This window comes from Nostoc sp., from assembly GCF_036919595.1.
In the GTDB taxonomy this organism is placed as follows: Bacteria; Cyanobacteriota; Cyanobacteriia; order Cyanobacteriales; family Nostocaceae; genus Nostoc.
The window spans coordinates 55,523-74,042 of record NZ_JBALCO010000162.1 but is presented as its reverse complement, the minus strand read 5'-3'; the positions used below and the strand labels follow the sequence as shown (position 1 = coordinate 74,042).

The 18,520-nt window shown below is 41.6% G+C and carries 12 protein-coding genes; 5 read left to right on the top strand and 7 right to left on the bottom strand.

The genetic code is table 11. The annotated features are described in order from the left end of the window. The first annotated feature begins 405 nt into the window (after nucleotides 1-405). Nucleotides 406-1,359, top strand: coding sequence for an NAD-dependent epimerase/dehydratase family protein (locus tag V7K21_RS25230; RefSeq protein ID WP_335178080.1), 954 nt, complete (start codon nucleotides 406-408; stop codon nucleotides 1,357-1,359). A gap of 54 nt (nucleotides 1,360-1,413) precedes the next feature. Here the strand turns inward: V7K21_RS25230 and V7K21_RS25225 are convergent, their stop codons facing one another. The 3 genes from V7K21_RS25225 to V7K21_RS25215 form a co-directional block, all read right to left on the bottom strand. Then, entirely contained in the window at nucleotides 1,414-1,593 is a 180-nt protein-coding gene (locus V7K21_RS25225) for a hypothetical protein (protein ID WP_335178079.1), read from the bottom strand. A gap of 115 nt (nucleotides 1,594-1,708) precedes the next feature. Next, entirely contained in the window at nucleotides 1,709-5,647 is a 3,939-nt protein-coding gene (locus V7K21_RS25220; protein ID WP_335178077.1) for a DUF2157 domain-containing protein, read from the bottom strand. Nucleotides 5,648-5,979: 332 nt separating this feature from the next. Then, nucleotides 5,980-7,560 carry a glycosyltransferase family 39 protein gene (locus V7K21_RS25215; RefSeq protein WP_335178075.1) on the bottom strand — a complete coding sequence of 527 codons (1,581 nt, stop codon included), beginning with the start codon at nucleotides 7,558-7,560 and terminating at the stop codon, nucleotides 5,980-5,982. 1,398 nt (nucleotides 7,561-8,958) lie between these two features. On the opposite strand from V7K21_RS25215, the gene argZ reads away from it, so the two are divergent. The 4 genes from argZ (at nucleotide 8,959) to V7K21_RS25195 (ending at nucleotide 13,404) form a co-directional block, all read left to right on the top strand. After that, the gene (gene argZ, locus V7K21_RS25210) at nucleotides 8,959-11,070 is read left to right on the top strand and encodes a bifunctional arginine dihydrolase/ornithine cyclodeaminase (RefSeq protein ID WP_335178073.1); all 2,112 of its coding nucleotides are present in this window, start codon (nucleotides 8,959-8,961) and stop codon (nucleotides 11,068-11,070) included. Nucleotides 11,071-11,112: 42 nt separating this feature from the next. After that, nucleotides 11,113-11,637 carry a DUF2085 domain-containing protein gene (locus tag V7K21_RS25205; protein WP_335178071.1) on the top strand — a complete coding sequence of 175 codons (525 nt, stop codon included), beginning with the start codon at nucleotides 11,113-11,115 and terminating at the stop codon, nucleotides 11,635-11,637. A 34-nt stretch (nucleotides 11,638-11,671) separates the two neighbouring features. Further along, the gene (locus tag V7K21_RS25200; RefSeq protein ID WP_335178069.1) at nucleotides 11,672-11,863 is read left to right on the top strand and encodes a hypothetical protein; all 192 of its coding nucleotides are present in this window, start codon (nucleotides 11,672-11,674) and stop codon (nucleotides 11,861-11,863) included. A gap of 230 nt (nucleotides 11,864-12,093) precedes the next feature. Then, a complete protein-coding gene (locus V7K21_RS25195) occupies nucleotides 12,094-13,404 on the top strand; it encodes an FAD-dependent oxidoreductase (RefSeq protein WP_335178066.1) in 1,311 nt (436 codons plus the stop codon). Nucleotides 13,405-13,555: 151 nt separating this feature from the next. Here the strand turns inward: V7K21_RS25195 and V7K21_RS25190 are convergent, their stop codons facing one another. From V7K21_RS25190 to V7K21_RS25175, 4 genes are all read right to left on the bottom strand, one after another. Further along, complete coding sequence (locus V7K21_RS25190; protein WP_335178064.1) at nucleotides 13,556-14,833, bottom strand: glycosyltransferase; 1,278 nt, start codon at nucleotides 14,831-14,833, stop codon at nucleotides 13,556-13,558. 407 nt (nucleotides 14,834-15,240) lie between these two features. After that, on the bottom strand, nucleotides 15,241-16,500 hold the full coding sequence (locus tag V7K21_RS25185; RefSeq protein WP_335178118.1) for a glycosyltransferase: 1,260 nt from the start codon (nucleotides 16,498-16,500) through the stop codon (nucleotides 15,241-15,243). Between the two features lie 218 nt (nucleotides 16,501-16,718). Further along, nucleotides 16,719-17,186 (bottom strand): DUF2141 domain-containing protein, encoded by a 468-nt coding sequence (locus tag V7K21_RS25180; RefSeq protein WP_335178062.1) that lies wholly within the window; start codon nucleotides 17,184-17,186, stop codon nucleotides 16,719-16,721. Between the two features lie 79 nt (nucleotides 17,187-17,265). Further along, nucleotides 17,266-18,249, bottom strand: coding sequence for a glycosyltransferase family 2 protein (locus V7K21_RS25175; protein WP_335178060.1), 984 nt, complete (start codon nucleotides 18,247-18,249; stop codon nucleotides 17,266-17,268). Nucleotides 18,250-18,520 lie beyond the last annotated feature (271 nt).

Sequence of the window (18,520 nt, the reverse complement as noted above, 5' to 3'; positions counted from 1 at the left end):
TCCTCGTGCGTCCCTTACGAAACGAGAATGCCCAATTCGGCTCTCGCGGATCAATTTTTTCACCAATTCTCACACTTGTACAAGCCCCCTAATGACCAGAAAAGGCAGGGGGAGGAGAGAAAGAATTATCTTGCCATATCGGTTTCAAGTCCCATTCGCTTCTTTGAATTCCAACTGCATTGATTTTTAAGATTCAATTTTGTCAATTAGTACATTTCTTACTGTTATTAATAATAGTAAGAAATGTACTAGCATAAATTAACATATATATTTACTTCAGTAATGTTGATGTTTCAAACAGTACAATAATTGATTAAAAAATCCCGATCAAGTAATGATAATTATTGATTATAAATACTAACCTGTGAATGTAGAAATTCATAACAATAGCATAAAATAGAAAACATGGCTAAAATTATTGTTACTGGAGCTGCCGGCTTTGTTGGTTCTCACCTCGTAGACATCTTGCTACAACAAGGGGAAGAAGTGATCGGGATTGATGAATTCAATGATTACTATGATCCGATGTTAAAGCGTAAGAATGTTGCACACTTACATCACTCACCTGGTTTTAGATTAATTGAAGGAGATATGCAGTTTTTAGATTGGCAGAAACTCCTAAAAGATGTTGATGTAGTTTACCATCAAGCGGCACAAGCAGGTGTTAGAGCAAGTTGGGGTAAAGCTTTTCGAGGTTACACAGAACGAAATATTAACGCTACACAAGTTTTGCTGGAAGCAGCCAAAGATGCAAAACACCTAAAAAGGTTAGTATTTGCCTCATCATCGAGTGTATATGGTGATGCAGAAACATTACCTACCCACGAGGGAATTTGCCCCCAACCGGTTTCTCCTTACGGCATTACAAAGCTAGCAGGGGAGTTTTTGTGTGAACTGTATCAGAAAAACTTTGGTGTGCCCTGTGTGACGTTGCGCTATTTTACAGTCTATGGTCCCAAACAGCGCCCAGATATGGCATTTCATAAGTTCTTTAAATCTATTTTACAGGATGAGGCGATTCCTATTTACGGCGATGGACAGCAAACACGGGAGTTTACGTTTGTTAGTGATGTGATCGCCGCCAATTTAGCTGCCGCTTCCGCACCCCAAGCAGTGGGAGAAATTTTTAATATCGGTGGCGGTAGCAGGGTGGTGTTAGCAGAAGTCTTAGATACGATTGAACAAATCGTTGGGAAACCAATCAAAAGAAATTACATCGAAAAGGCGATGGGAGACGCCCGTCACACCGCTGCTGATGTATCTAAAGCGCAGAAAATTCTGGGATATCAGCCGCAAGTCTCTCTAAGAAAGGGTTTGATACAGGAATGGCAGTGGATTAAGTCTTTGTATTCCCTCTAGGGCGTGTCATGGTTTCCCTATTATCTATTCTTCCTCAGCAGTTCTGATTCCAGTTTATTTAAAAGGTTTGCGATCGCCGGAAAAAATCTGCACTTCTTCACCTGGTTGCAGGCTTGCAATCAGTTCGGGTAAACGAAGTTGAGCTTCTGTTAATAGAATCCGTGTCATTGTTTTGTGCTTCTGGGCGTTAGCCGTTCGCAAAGCGTCTTGTAGAGTTGGCTTTAGCGGAGCCATCGCTCTTACTTAATTTTACAAGTATCTAAAATAAGGGCTATCTTCCCTTTACTTACACCACCTTGCAGAGCGATCGCCTGTCTAATTAGTTCAACCCTTAGCTTAATCCCTAGCCCTATTCCCATGATTGAAATTCATCAATGGCACTACGAATTAAGGAAGTTATTTGAGCGCGACGGGTTTCAAAGTTGGCGGCGATATAAATCAGGAGGATACCAACTAGTAAGCCAACAACCCATTTTAAAAAGGAGTATTGCAAGCTGAAAATTACTGATTGATAGATTGTAGTAATTAAAAAAGTGGCTGTACCAATGTAGAGAAAAGCTCGGACTCGCAAAGCTAATCCGGCAAAAATGGCAATGAGGCTGAAAATTCCAGGTATCCAGGCTGTATCTTGATTAAATAAAATTGCCCACCCACAAATTAAACCATTACTTAGCACTCTCAGAATATGGCGAGCTGCTTTATACTCTGGTAACTTCAATTGAAAATCAACTTGAGCAATATACAACAGTGACAACCCAATGGGTGTTACATACCATAGAACATCAGTTAAATGTAAGGAATTAAACCAACGGTAAAGTGCCCAATCAATCAACCCCATACTAATATAGGTAAAACGGATGTTTTCATCCACTTTTGCGAGGAAAATGTAGAATCCAGCTGCAAGTAGCAAGGTAATAGGGTAAGTTTGCAGTCTGGTTTCCCACAAAATTATCAGTGGTATAATGTAGGCGACTTGCTGCCAAGGTCTTTTAGACCAACCCCAACTTTCCCAAGGCAAGATGTAGAGAAAATAGGCTACCACACAGGCGATCGCACCATTCCAAGGAACTAACGGCCCAGCCCAAAATCGTCCTACTGCCGTCTCGCGCCAATAAACCCTCATGCCGGCTACCTCTAATAAGCCAAGGTAAACCCACATCTCGGCTATTGTAATTCCTCCTAAGATGCTGGGGGAAGTGCGTGAATTTCGGCCCTGAAAGATGGCATAGCGAATCAAAAATACCCCAGTTGCCAATCCCACTAAACGGTTAACTCCAATGGGAAGAGGAATGGCAGCCATTAATAAACAGCTACTCCAAGCCCAATGAATATGAGCAATTCCTTTCAGTTCTTGGGGAGTCAGGCGTAAGTAGCTGACAAGCCTTGGCGACAGAATGCGGTAAGCATACATGATACTAGTACCAAGGGCAGACATAGCAATCAATCCATCACCTAATGCTTCTCCTGAAGCTTGTAACATTTGATAGAACAAAAGTTCATAGGCAGAAATGGATACGCCAATGATTCCTAAGTACAGCAGGGGTTTAAAGTTATCGCGCCGTCGCCCCACGCCAATGATAATTAAAGCTACACCCAAAGAATACAAACCAGTCCACTCGGTGAAGGTGTCCAAACGCAGTAATACACTGAATGCACCATAAATTAATGGCAAAATGTGAAAGCTGCTAGGAAGCCTTTCTAATTGATGTCGTCGTTGCCACCACTCTCCGACAAGTTGAGCAATTAAACCTAAGGCGATATTTGCGATCGCTATTTTAATAATTGAGCGTTCCCCAAACCCTAGCACTTGGGCAGTCACCAATTCCAAACCCCAACCAATGCCATAAAATGCCCAATTTGTCGGTTCACGCCAACTGCGATAAACAATGGCTGCCAAGGTGATAACAGTGGCAATTAAGTATAAAAATCCTGAATTAATAAACCCTTGGTAAATCAGCACTGAGTGTAGCGTCAAACCCAACAACTCAAAACCACACAATGCGATCGCCCACTTATCATTAGCGGCTGCATAGATAATTGCTAATTCGTTAGTGCGTCGCCTCAAAACTGTCCGCGTTAACCATAGAGTTAGGGTTGCGATCGCGCTGGCGACAAACCAACCTGCTAGCGTGAGGTGAGGTAAGCCAGGTACACCCGTCCACAGCAGCGCCCCAATAAAACTTAAAGCAAATCCTTCTGTAATTACCGCAGATATTTGGTTTCGGAAATAGCGCGTATTTGCAAACATCAATCCGATACCTACAGCCAAACCGATTAATCTGGTTCCTGGTAACTGTAAAGTCAGTAGCTGGGCAATTATCACAGCCAAGACACTTAAGTAACGGCTAGTAATCCGCCGCTCGATAATTGTGGAATTGGCAACACCCGTAAGAGCTATAGGCGTAATTAGCCAAATGACTCCCCAATAAGCTCGGCTATCAGCTATACCATACCAAGATGATTCTGTATTTATCCACAATAGGAAAAAACTAGCGGCGGCTAGTCCTAAACCGATATCCCATGCACTATGTTGCCATAAACCTTGGCTGAGGCTAAATCGCCATTCTGCAACCATCAGAGCTAATAAAATACTTGCCCAGGCTTGTTGACTTAGGGTTGGAAATAACCAATTAATCGTAGAGCAAAATGTCAATACCCCGATGATGTGAGTTAGATATACCAGGGGAAATGAGGAGGGGGAGCGGCGTTGAGTGACAAATGCAAGAGTGATTGTGGAAAATAGCAGATTTAGTGATCGCAATGTGGGATTTACTATAGCGATCGTTGTTAAAAAAGTTCCAAGTAAGAGGGTGAGTAGTTCACCAAATTTAGCCAATTCTCGCTTTTCGATGCGATATAGGCTATCTGTGAGTGCCACTATCAATATTACGTAGGGAAATAAAGCTACACCCAGCAACGCCCAAGGTTGATTTTGAGAGTTGGTGAGTTGGGTGCCAGTAGCGATCGCCCATTGCTGCAAGTTATTAGGTATTAACCGCCAAAAGAGCCAAATCGTCTGTAAGCCGATCACAAAAACTGCTGCTAAGTCAGCCTTTGAACTGTACCGCCGCAAGCAACTTCCCACAAACCACAAACCCAAGCCACTCACAGCTATTGCTTGCCAGGGATAATTTACTACCGAAACCAGCCAACCCAGGAAGAGTAAAATGCCACCGAGTTTTTCCCAGAGTAAGAGGGATGAGGGAAAGGGGGAGAATATTACTGTTACTTCCTCTGCTCCCCCTGCTCCCCTGCTCCCCTGCTCCCCTGCTTCCCCGACTCGTGCTAACCAAGTCACCAACCAGCCGCAAATACCAATAGCTAACCCCAACTGAGTGACATTTACCCCAGCAACAAAAATCGCCCGCACTAGCAGCACTATCAAAGCATAAATAATTACAGCCGCAGGTAAACTAATATTTAACCTGCGGCGATCGCGCCGATCTTCCTCGCTGATCGGATTAGGCTGTTGGTAATGATGATAAACAGTAATAATAGTTGTGCCGATTATTGCCAGATAAACAGCAATTAAGGGAAATCCTCTTAATTGCCAACCCCAATGCAGATAACTCAGCCCCAGAATATTTGCTATAAATAATTTGCCGGTATGTATGGCAAAAATAGTCCGATTTTTGGAGAGTAAAACAGTTATAGCAGTAAGAGTCGGGCAGGCGATCGCAACTACAATCCAATCCACAGGATTTTGCCACAACCGAAAGCTATCCATTGCCCAAAAGTTCACTGGGATTAACAAAAGGGTGACAATCAGCAATGTCTGAGCCGTCAATCTGAGATTACTTTGTCTAATCGCCCAAAAGCTTAACCCCCAAAAACTCAAAGTATAAGCAAATAAAACTCCATACTGTCCAGAAGCTGGAAACCTCTGCCACTGACTTGCAGCTAGTACCCCAGAGGACACCACTACCAAGAATACTCCTAGAAAAAGCAGCCAGCGGACACTCAGTTCTGCCCCCAAGGACTGCAACATTGTGCTGATAAAGTTGGGTTTAACTAGTTTTTGTTGCGGTTGGCTACGGTTACTAGATTGTAAAGCTGCTATGGGCAACTGCCGCACTGGGTCAGAAGTTACAAATGCTACCTTTATTTCCGCTTCAGGCTGTGGTTGCAACACCACCGTACACACCAGAAACTCTTGGCATAGCTGCTTGACTTGGGTATCAGATATCAAACCTAAGCGCAGCCATATATCTAGTCCTTCTAATAACTGAGGATGGGAGGATGGCAGTCTGATTTCAAATTTTAGTGGGCGCTCAAGGGGTGATGACATAAGCAAAAGCAGTATAACTATATACTAAAATCATGATTTTAATTAAAGTATATTTTCGCTCTAGTTGTGCCACTTATGAGGCTAATTGATATTAATTTTTAACCTCCGAGCGATATTCAAATGCAACTGTCTGCTTTTAGGTTCCACCTTATTTAGAAGCAGGAGGCAGGGGAGAAAGGATTTTTGGTATGAGCCGCCACTATTAAGGGCGGAATCTTTTGATATTTGAGGAAGTTCATGCCCCGCCTTTTTGTGAGCAGTCTTTTTTCCCCTGCCCCCTTATCTCTTTTTGTCAAAGCCTCCCAACAGCTAGATGCACCTATATCCTTTGTTTACGTGGATTTTGTTATTTTCCAGAGAATGTCATTTATTTTCTGTAACTTTGAGTTATAAATTTTTTCAATTCCAGCTTTTAAGAAGTCAGATGGATCAAACAAAAATATGTCAGTAAAACCATTAGTAATCTCTGGTAAATGATTTTTAGTGACGATTTGAAATTGCACTTTTGGCTCAAGTAAGTGAGCAAGTATTTGGATTGGAATTATGTCAGCGTCACTAATTAAAAGCGGTTTATTAGCTTGACTAACAATATTAGCAGTTTGAGGATATTCGTGGTTTCTTTCCGGTAATTTGTTCCACCACATCTGGGCTTGAGAACTGATTGTACAAGAAATGATTCCGCTGATAATTACTATAGATGCTACAAATGACCAGAGCTTTTTTAGCCAAATTTTAGGAGAAACAGACGTGATTTTAGTGGTAAATAGATAAGCAACAGCTAACTCTATACCTAAAACGGAGGGAAGTGTATATCGAGTAGTAGCGTATCGTTTTTGAAAGACGAAATCCATTATCAGTAGGGGAACCCCAACAGACCCAATCAAGGTTAAGACAAATAACCAAACTTCTTTAGTGCTTCTTCGACAAAGAACATAAATTGAGTAGATAATTAGAGTTAAAATAATTAAAATAAAAGGAATTAAGGCAATTTTAAGTTTTCCTGGGTCGCTAGGGCTAATACCTAAATCGAGAAACGTCCGACTAAAGATACCAGCCCACCTGATAGCTGACGGAAAGAATGTTTGTTTACTACTTGCCCAACTGACTGATTCTGGCTGAGGATGGGTAATAATAATCCAAATCCAAGGTACGAAAGTCAGAACCCCCGCAAGCAATGAAAGCAGGTAAGATATTAAGGTTTTACTGAATCGGAAGCGTTCGATTACAATTACATAGATTCCGTGTGCCAGAGCAACAAGAAAAACAAATAAATGGCTATAAAACCCTAGTGACAATGTTGCTGCATAAATGCACCAACTAACTTTTGTTTTAAGGCGCATGGCTCGCAGTAGTGCTGCACTCGACATTAAGACGGCTACTATTGCTAAACTATAGGCTCGTGCTTCTTGTGCATACAAAACGTGAACAGGTGAAACGGCTACCAACGCCATGGCCATCCACGCTACTAATGAAGACTCAAATAATTCTCGACATAGCCAATAAATACAAGGAAAGGTGAGCAAACTAATGACTGCCGAAAAACTTCTTGTCACTGCTACAGAATTGCCAAACAACTCTACCCAAAATCGAGTCAGCAAAAGGTATAGCGGCAAAATCTGTGAGTCTTCTAAAATAACTCCTTTAATTGTATCAATTGCATTTCTTTCAGGATTGGGATATTGGTATTTCTGCAAATCTTTTATGGTGAGCAAACGACCATTACTTAACTGCTCTCTCGTTTCTGACGCCAGATAGCCAGATATGCGTATTGATGAGTAAACTTCATCACCCCAATAAATTTTTTTATCAATATTGACAAACCGAAAAAACACACCTATTACTAATATGATGATGATTAAAAAACGTAACCAAGATTTAGAAATAAGCCAGTTCTGTGACAATCGCTTTTTCATGCAGTTTTCAATCTCCTCAGAGCCTTAATAAACGGTGGTAAAATTTATCGTTAGAATTAGTTATTAGTAGCACTACATTTTGGTTTTAATACTACTCTAAGACGTATTGCAAGCCGCTACAAATATTTTATGCTGGTCAATTACCAAATTCAGTTTCTGATTAAACGAGAAAGTGCAAATTGTAGATGTTGTCACCCACTGTGATAAATATGAATTATGATAATAAAATATTTTTATCCACATTTTCAAGAGGCAATTTTGAAGTTTTTAATAGCTCATTGGTAGTAGGAAAGTAAATTATGTTTCTTAAAAGCTGTTTTAAAAGTCTTATTTTTGGTATCAACGAGTGCCTAAAATTACAGCAAAACACTTTCAAAACATCCTCTGAATATACTAAAAGACAGAAATTAGGATTTATATAATTTAGAAATTAAACACAAGGGAGTTTCCATTGATTATTACTATATAAAGTTTTATAAGTTGAATTTGAATAATTACTTGGAATTTAAACTATAAGATTAAATTATCAAATTAATAGCAAAAGTTGATAACATTTTTTTTGACATTTTTCTAACTATTTGTGTTTAATATGATGCTCCAATTTAGCAAGTAAACATCTGAATTTTATCTCCTAGATTAATATTTAATCATGAGCAAATCGTCTACAAATATTTGAGCTAAAACTATCCTAAGTTTACAAAGTCTCAAAAATTTTCCAGCTTTTGGCAACACGATACCATACTAAATGCAATTATTTATCTGTAATTGCATAGTATAAATTAATATAAATATTTAACCGGATGAAAAATAAAAAGATTTGATAAGTTTATATGAAAACACTATAAATACGCTTTTTAGTAAGATTGAAACCAAAGGTACGTTAACATTTCTTTAAACCCCAACCTTGCAACAGCGGAAGATCCTGAGTCTGGTATATCGAGTAGACTAAGCTAGCGATCGCTCCCTAGTGCAGGTATTTATTATTCATGGCTTACCTGGCTGATTCGCCCCTACGATAGTATTGCTTTGATAGTTGCGATCGCGCCTACCAACCAGGAAAAGAAAATTTTTGTTGCGCGGAAAGTGCATAAGACATAATATGTGCTTATTTCAGAGCAAGTACTTTTAAGTATGTGTTTTCCCCCCGCCCCTCCACCCCTTTGCTAAGAGCAGCCTAATTCAGCACTACTGAAACAGTTAAGGCCGCCAGTTCAAGCCTATTTTGTCAGCTTCTCTACTTATTACCATCTTCCAGTAATAGAATTAAGGACGAAGCCTTTGTAAAGCCTTCAACTATCAAAAGATAGAAGCTCTAGTAGCAGATTTTACCAAATGTGAGTAAATCTAAAATCTGTATCCAAAATAGGCTTGTAGCATATAAAACGCTTGTAAGATTTTATGACTCCCCGTATTCGCTTTTTGATGTGCCCTCCTGATCACTATGATGTGGACTATGTGATTAATCCCTGGATGGAAGGGAATATTCACAAATCATCGCGCGATCACGCTGTGGAACAGTGGCAGGGATTACACCAGATCCTCAAACAACACGCCATTGTAGACTTAGTACCACCTGAAAAAGGTTGGCCTGATTTGGTTTTTACCGCCAACGCTGGCTTAGTACTTGGGGATAACGTCGTCCTCAGTCGCTTTTTGCACAAAGAACGTCAGGGAGAGGAGCCTTTCTTCAAACAATGGTTTGAGGCAAATGGTTATACAGTCAATGAACTTCCCAAAGATTTGCCTTTTGAGGGAGCAGGAGACGCACTGTTGGATCGGGAAGGACTCTGGTTATGGGCGGGATACGGTTTCCGCTCAGAATTAGATTCTCACCCTTATCTAGCGAAATGGCTGGATATTGAGGTGCTTTCCCTGCGACTCATAGATGAACGTTTCTATCACCTGGATACCTGTTTTTGTCCCTTAGCAAATGGCTATTTGCTATATTATCCCGGCGCTTTTGATTCTTACTCCAACCGCTTAATTGAAATGCGAGTCGCACCTGAAAAGCGAATCGCACTTGAAGAGGCTGATGCAGTCAACTTCGCTTGTAATGCAGTGAATGTAGATAGCATCGTCATCATGAACAAGACGAGTGATGCTTTGAAAACCCGTCTTGCGGATGCAGGTTTCCAAGTGCTGGAAACGCCACTTACGGAATTTCTCAAAGCTGGTGGCGCAGCTAAATGCTTAACTCTGCGGGTGACAGAACCAGTTAGAGACGAAATTCATGCCAATGTCTCGGTAGAAAGCCGCGTCATTCGCATGGAAGGACACTTGCTCGATGCAGGCTTAATTAACCGCGCTTTGGATTTGATTATAGATGCCGGGGGAAGCTTCAAAGTCCTGAATTTCAACTTGGGAGAACAACGGCAAAGTACCTCAGCGGCTGATGTAAGGGTATCAGCACCATCCCATGAGGTGATGGAAGAAATCATCTCAATGTTGATTGATTTGGGTGCAGTAGATTTACCGCATGATGAGCGAGACGCCAAACTGGAGCCTGTAATCCAAGATGGTGTAGCGCCTGATGATTTCTACGTCAGTACAATTTATCCCACCGAAGTCAGGATTAATGGTCAGTGGGTGAAGGTAGAAAATCAGCGGATGGATGGCGCGATCGCAATTACCCAAACTGCCAATGGCTTACTCGCTCGGTGTAAAATACTCCGCGATTTAGAAGTTGGTGAACAGGTAATTGTAGACGTGCTAGGTATCCGCACCATCCGCAAAACAGAATCGCGGGAACTACGCAGCACTCAAGAATTCAGCTTTATGTCGGCGGGAGTTTCCAGCGAACGGCGTGTGGAATTGGTCGTTGAGCAAGTGGCTTGGGAATTACGGAAAATCCGCGATGCTGGTGGTAAAGTTGTGGTCACAGCTGGGCCTGTGGTGATTCATACTGGTGGCGGTGAACACCTAGCGCAACTGATTCGGCAAGGATACGTGCAAGCGCTATTGGCTGGTAATGCGATCGCAGTTCACGACATCGAGCAAAATATTATGGGCACTTCCTTGGGTGTAGACATGAAGCGAGGTGTCGCTGTGCATGGTGGACACCGCCATCACCTCAAGGTAATTAATAGTATCCGCCGTTATGGCAGCATTCCCAAAGCTGTGGAAGCGGGGGCAATTAAAAGTGGCGTGATGTATGAGTGTGTCCACAAGAATGTGCCTTTTGTGCTTGCTGGATCGATTCGGGATGACGGGCCTTTGCCTGATACCGAAATGGATTTGATTAAAGCACAGGAGAAATATGCCAAACACCTCGAAGGTACGGAGATGATTTTGATGCTGTCATCAATGCTGCACTCGATTGGGGTGGGAAATATGACTCCGGCGGGGGTGAAGATGGTGTGTGTGGATATTAATCCAGCTGTGGTGACTAAGTTAAGCGATCGCGGTTCTGTGGAATCCGTGGGTGTGGTGACGGATGTAGGATTGTTCCTCAGTCTGTTGATTCAACAGTTGGATAAGTTGACAAGTCCTTATGTTAATAAGGTAGGTTAAAGAGACGAACCACAGAGGCGCAGAGGACGCAGAGAAAGGGAGATGACAAGAGTAGCTTTTAGTGAAGAGTTGCAAGTTAATTGGGTCAGTTTGATTGCTGATTTTATGCTGGCAGGGATGGTTTTTGCCCCGCCAGTGGCTCCCTTTCTGGCTGCGTCTGGGGTGTGGTTGCTTGGGTGGATTGCGGACATCATTTATTTTATGGGTAATCATGTATGTCCGCAACCAACTATGGGGTTAGATTTGGCACCGCCGTTTGTTATGGCTGTGTGTATGCGCTGCTACGGCACTGTGACGGGTTTGCTGATTACTCGTCTGCTGTATGGGATAACTGGTGGTCAAGGTTTTTACTGGTTGAGTCAGTATGGCTTAGGTGGTGCGGCGATCGCAAGTGTGCTGATGATGGCTTATCCTTTGGAATTGGCAGCACAGGTTTTCGGTTTTTGGAATTTTAATAACTATCTGGTTACGCCTTTTGGGTTGATTACGGGTTTGGCGTGGGGATTGTTTACTATGCCTATTTTGCACGGGTGGCGGGGTGCTAAAACCAGCTTAACCCAATTGTAGATTTTATATCACAACTTATAGAGGGGATTAATTTTTGCAGGTCGATGTAATGGCATTGTCAGTTAAAACAATCGCATTGTCAGTCGAAACAATCGCATTGCAAGTCAAAACAATCGCATTGCAAGTCAAAACAATCGCATTGCAAGTCAAAACAATCGCATTGCAAGTCAAAACAATCGCATTGTCAGTCGATACAATTGCATTGCAGCAGGTTGCATTTAGATAACACAGCGATGCAAATGTCCTGACGCATCAACAGTTGTTGTAAGTTGAAAAACTTCCATTGTTATCCCAGCTATTAAACTCTGGTCTAATTTTAATGCGATGTCTACGACGGGCGTAGCTGCGGCACCATTCGACTAACAGCCTTGGTCAAACTCAAAGTTACTAATCAGTGATCGCTAGTATTTACAATATTAGAACGCCAATTCAGTAATCAACTCGTCGAACGTTAATATGAATATCGTCATTATTGGTGCGGGCCCGGCTGGCCTATTCTTAGCCCATCGATTACTCGCCCTTAGCCAAAACCATACGGTACAACTATATGACTCTAACCAAAATCCTACTGATTTAGAATATGCAGACAGTCGAGGATTCGGCTTGGGATTAGGCACAAAAGTACAGCAATGGTTAAACAGTATTGAAGGGTTACAAGAGAAGTTAGCCTCCCAAGGGGTAGAATTGACTCCCGGCGGACTTATTTTAATTCCGCGTTGTAATCTGTGTGCTTTACTTGTACACCTACTGACGCGTTATGGCAATCGAACCTCTAATGAAAGTTCACGGCTATCTGTAAATTTTAACGTTCCAGTCGTGGATGTTGATCTGGCGCGTCGTGAGATCGTGATTGAGAGAGAGTCTGGTCATGAAACAGTAGTATATGATTTGCTAGTGGGAGCAGACGGGATTCACTCGACCATCCGAAATGCCTTAATGCTTTCAAAACCAGACGAAATCGATTTTCAACAGCTGCAACGACCGCATGTGTGGAAAGTACTGCAACTCTCGATGCCGCCAGAACTACAACAATCTCCACCTCGCATCATTCGACTTCAAAAACGAAACACTCAATTTGGGCTTGTTTTTGGTGGCTGCTTACCGCGAAAAGATGGCGATTTGACTGCACTGATTTTCTGGCAACCAGTAGGCAGTAGCGATCGGATTAATCCTTATGGAATTATAAGCCCAGAGGAATTACAGCAGTTATTGCAGGAGATGTTGCCAAAAAACTTCCCTGCACTCAAACTTAATAGAGATCAAGCTGCGGCATTCCTGGCAGCCCAGCCAGGGCATGAATACTGGAGTCAATGTCGCTACTATCATGACTTACAAGGTCAGGTAGTATTGATTGGGGATGCTGCACACTCTATGTTCAGCCTTTTGGGACAAGGTTGCACCGCAGCGATTAAAGATGCAGTTGTCCTTGACTCATTGTTTAGGCAGCACGGCGATCAATTGTCGCTTGTGTTACCTCAGTTTTCTGCTCAACAAGTCGAAGAAGGTCATGCTGCTTCTGACCTTGGACTGATTGCATTAATCTTTTACCACCGTTGGCTGGGACTTCTCTACAAAGTCACCACGTTGCTATGGGTTGTTGTACTCAGACAACCAACCATCTTTGCTCGGCTCAATCAAGTGGATGCTAACTATGTGCAAGTACTCCACGAGAATAGATTTTGGATCTGGCTTGCTAAGAAAGTGCTTTCAAATCCACCCAAAGTGGCAAAACAAAGTTGTTCCAAGCAATTGTCGGTGGGTCGATAATATTGCGGTGACTGTAAATTCGGATAAGCACAAATATACTGATTAGACAGTCAGGGCCTTTTGCTCCCCCAACCCTGCGAGGAAAAGGGGCTGGGGAGTTAGGTTTTTGATTACTGAATCGATGCTTTAGCGATCATCGTGTTTATTATCGTTATGGTCTTATACTGCCTGTACCTACCTGCACCTTCTGCGATCCTTCAACGATTTGGTAAAGTTTGTCTTCTAATTTTTGCATACATGCCGACCAATCAAAGTCAAGTATTGAAGGGCGAGCTTGCCGAGTGAAATCTGCTTTGAGGCTGGGATTTTCCAAAATCGCAATCACCTTGTGGGCCAAATCCGTTGGGTTATTGGGTTCGGCTAAAAAACCGTTAATCGCATGAAAAACCTGTTCAGGATTTCCTCCAGCGTTAGCTGCTACAACAGGGGTTCCAGATGCTAAAGCTTCCATATTGGTCGTACAGAAGTTTTCGGTGACAGAGGGATTGACAAATACATCGGCTCGTGCATACAAACCTAGAAGTTCTGTTCCGTGGGACTCACCCCAGACAGTAATACCGGACTTAAACATTTGGGTGCGCCGACGGATTTCCTCATCCAAGGGACCACTACCGACGATGACTAAATGGACATCAGGAATTTTGGCAGCAATGATTGGAAATGCATCTATAAGTTGGGTGACATTTTTTTCTGGGGTAATGCGTCCGACAAAAAGGATAGTTGGTCGATAGTCGTTAACAATGGGATTGTAGTCTATATTTTGAGGGTGAAATTTTTCGCAATCAATCCCTTGATATGGCACGTATTCACTGCGTTGGCATTTCAGTCGGTTGTACTTAGCAAGCAGTTCTTGAGACGGAAATAAGTTGAGATCATAAGCATCACTGAACTGCTTGACTAAAAGGGGAACAATCGGACGTAGCAAGCTGAAGAACAGATTTCCTAAGTAATATCGAATATAGGCAACGATATCAGTATGAAAAATTGAGATGATTGGGGTATCAGTTTGTTTAGCGTACTCAACTCCTATGGGGCGACCATAACCTTGTAAGAAAAGTGAGTATAATCCTCTCATTTGCGCCGCTTCTTCAACCAGTATAATATCGGGCTGGAAGTTCTCAAGTAACTTAGTATCACTCCAATAGCGAGAGTTTAATGGTTGAGGAAGAGATTTGTAAAAGATTAGCGGTTTGGTGGGGAATGCATAAGCAGAAAAGTTGGGGAAGGGCTGTAGTTCATCCAATCCTGACATTGGACGATTTCCAACCTTTCTGGGGTACTGGCTATTAATTTCTGGGTGGATAAGAAAGACCTCATGCCCTTGTTGCAGTAACCATTTAACCCGTTGGTGGACTGCAACGGAAACTCCAGTCAAGAAAGGAGGGTACAATGCTGTAAACAGTGCAATGCGAAGTGGTTGCTTAGTCATAAAAAGGGGAATATTACACTAAAATGCTGGTTTTGAATTTAGGATTTACACAGCAAATGTTTCATGAGCATCCTGATTATTTTGTTTATTAATTCCTCCGAATACAGTTAGGCTAAGGATTTACGTATTTACAATTGGTCTAAATTCTCGATTTTGAAGAGGATGTTTCTACTTGGTTAGAAACTATCAAAATATTCAAAACACTCAGTCACAATTCCCCTTAATATATTTCTCTAAACCCTTGCTATAAATGTAAATAAATTTTGGTAATCAACAAGCAAAAGTGTGTATTCTGACAAGGGTTATAGCTAATTTAATTCGACTAAATATAAGATTATATAATTTGAAGGCTAGGGAATGTTTAGTGTAATAACTTTCATGCCCTAGTTTATATCTAGCAATTCACTTCAAAGAGAAACCTTGCTATCAATAGGCTGATCCAACCATTGATAAGGGCGATATTCGACTAGCCGGATATTCCACGGCCCTTGAATCCGATAGCTGACACCGCGCCAAGTGACTGTTGAAATCCACAGTGACGATAGCATCGCTAACCCATAAACCCACTGTGTCAGGGGAATCCCAATTAACATTTTGATAATTGTAGCAGCTGATAATTTTGCGATCGCCTGGTCATTAGAGCGGACCACTCGCTGTATCTCTAATTCCAACACCAGCATTACCAAAAGTAATCCAACAGTATAAACTCCATAGCAGCCTAACAAGAGAGCCGCGGCTTCCCATTTTGTCTCTAACAACGACTCTAGAATTAACAGGATGACTATAGTCGGAAACAAAATGCTAGAAACAGCTTCACTAACTATAGCTAACCAACGTGGGTGATACAGTCGAGAATAAAGGATGAGGCGCTTAAGATAATCTATTAAGTTGAATAAATCAGTCTCTTCACGATTTACTATCAGCAGCGAAGGCACAAACTTTACCTGCAACCCATGTTTTTTGAGGATGTTGTGCATCATAAAATCTTCGCCTAAAGCTTGTCCCCACTTATCTAGCAGTTCTGTTTGGCGAAGCACTTCTGTCTTCACAGCCAAAGTCCCACCCCAAGGAATCTGGAAGAGAAACATTTGCACTACTGTGGATACATTGCCTGTATATCGCACTAAAGATCCCCAATACTTACCTGTAGGTACGTACCAACGATTACCTGTTGTCGCTCCCACTTTGGCATCACCTAAAGGACTGACTAATTCTCGCAGCCAATTGACATGGACTATAGTATCAGCATCTACTAAGGCAACCACCTTGTAGGAATCGTCCAACTCATGGATAGCTTGCACTAAAGAGCTGCATTTGAGACTACAATTGTTGCGTACTATTCTCAAAGGGCTGATTTGAACGTTAGTTGCTTCTTGCTCTGTGATCGTTTCACTGGCAATTTTCCAAGCGGGATCTTCGTGACTATCAACGATCAACTTTAAATCATACTGTGGATAGTTCTGATTTAGGAGCGATCGCAAACATCTAGGCAAAAACGGATCGGCTCCGCGTAGGCAAAGAATCACTGCTGTTTTGGGTAACTGCTCATCTGGTAATAAGTTTTTTTTGGATGAGCGCAGATACCATATAAAGACAAGCGTTAAACACACCTGAATAACTAGCCAACTCATCAAAGACTTAGAGAAAAATATCGCCAAATCTTCCATTAAATTTTTAATCTCCGGTAGAATAAGCGATTGGGGATTAGGAAGACGCGGTGACGCGGTGACAGGGAAACGTGGTGAAAAAACTCTCCGTGTCTCCATGTCTAGTACGTCACGGCGTAAATAGAGTTACCATTTAAAAACTCTAAAAATCCCATTTCATAAAACTTTTGACTTTTGACTTTTGGCTTTTGACTTCCGCCTTGCGGTACCCAGGCCCTTTAGGAATCAAGCGAATATTTCATGATGATGTTGACTGTTGTATTTTTGTTTACAACAAAACTGGCGTCACGAAACTTTGGCGCACCTGTTTGTATGGACACAGTTGGATTTTTAGAAATCCCAAAACCTTCTTTGGGAATACCGAAAAAGTCTTTGTTGAGTTTGCGATCGCCATTCTGATCATCAACTACGGCGACAGCATAAGTTCCAGGCTTTAAACCGGAAAATTCTTTTTTTACAGAACTTCCAGTAATCTTAACGCAGCCACTTTGATCTCCACTAGAATTACTCATCGGAAATCCTCGTTCACTTGGGTAAACTCTCAAGCAAATCTCACCTTTTTGGTGATGTATTCCATTTACCACAACAGTTAGTGTTTCAGTTGGTTCAGCATTCACTGTTTTAGCAAAGCTGATGCTCACTAAAGTAGCAAGTAAAACATGACAAAATTGAGATAGTTTCAGCATAGTTTTGGAGTGAAAGATAGGTGATTATGTGCCTCATAAAAAGCTGCATTCGTCAGCTTTTATTTTTAAATCGATTTATTCAAAGCGTGACTTGTGGTTTTTTAATTGATGCTTTATACCAACCTTTCCAAAGTACTTGCAGGACTTTTAGCAAATCTTTCAGCAAAAGATATTGTGTCCCTTTTAAATGCTGATATAGACTTATATGACAACATAGCCGCTCATACAAACTCAGGGGACTACGCCATATGGAGAGTACATACTCCCAGAATATTCTCCAATGTGGCAATAAAATTTTTCCTTTCTTTGCTGAATCAAACCATACTGTATATGCATAAAAATCAGGCAGCATACTCAATGAGGGTTTTTTACTGTTGTTAGTAAACAACAAATAATTAGGGAAATACATACTCATTGATTGTTGCGGATGACTTCTGGCAAAAAACAGGTTTTCAGGGATTTCATAAAATCTACCGAGAATACCAAGTCTTAACAAGAGAATTCCATCTGCATTACCGTAACCACCCATAGGCGGTATCTTTCTCAAGGCACTGGCACGAATTACTCCGTAACATTGATAACATAAATGCTTGGTCAGCAATTCGTTAAAACGCTGCTGTGGTTTTAGTGCATCTGCCTTGAGTTTGATATCGTAATTTTGGAGGAAATTCCCCTGTTCATCAATGAAATATGTCTGGGAGTGACACAAGATGATCGTAGGATCTTGGTCAAGCACCTCAACACACTTTTTGATAAAATCTGGAGCATGTAGATCATCATAAGCTGCCCACTTAAAGTACTCACCCGAAGACAATTTAAAGACGCGGTCGAAGTTACGGGCGCAACCAATATTCTTGTCATTGCGGTAGTAACAGATACGTTGGTCTTGCTCGGCGTATGCTCTACAAATTTCTTCAGTTTTATCTGTAGATGCATTATCTGAAATAATTATCTCAAAATCTTTAAAGGTCTGAGCCAAGAGTGAATCGATGGCTTCTTTGAGAAATTTTTCACCATTGTATACAGGTAATCCAATGCTCAATCGTGGCTGATTTATACTCATAGAAAACAAGCTTTTGGAAAATAGGTGGATTATTTTATGCTTAATTGCAGCTAATTGTTAGGCAGATGCAACGTAAGAATTCATAAATCAGAATCCAGAAGTCAGAATTAAGAAGACTTTGATACTTAACATCTTGTACCAAATTCCAAACTCCTATACAGACGCGATGAATCGCGTCTCTACTCCTAATTCCTGTAGAGACGCGATTAATCGCATCTCTACTCCTAATTCCTAACCCCTAATCCCTAACTCCCAAGTTTTTACAATCCAA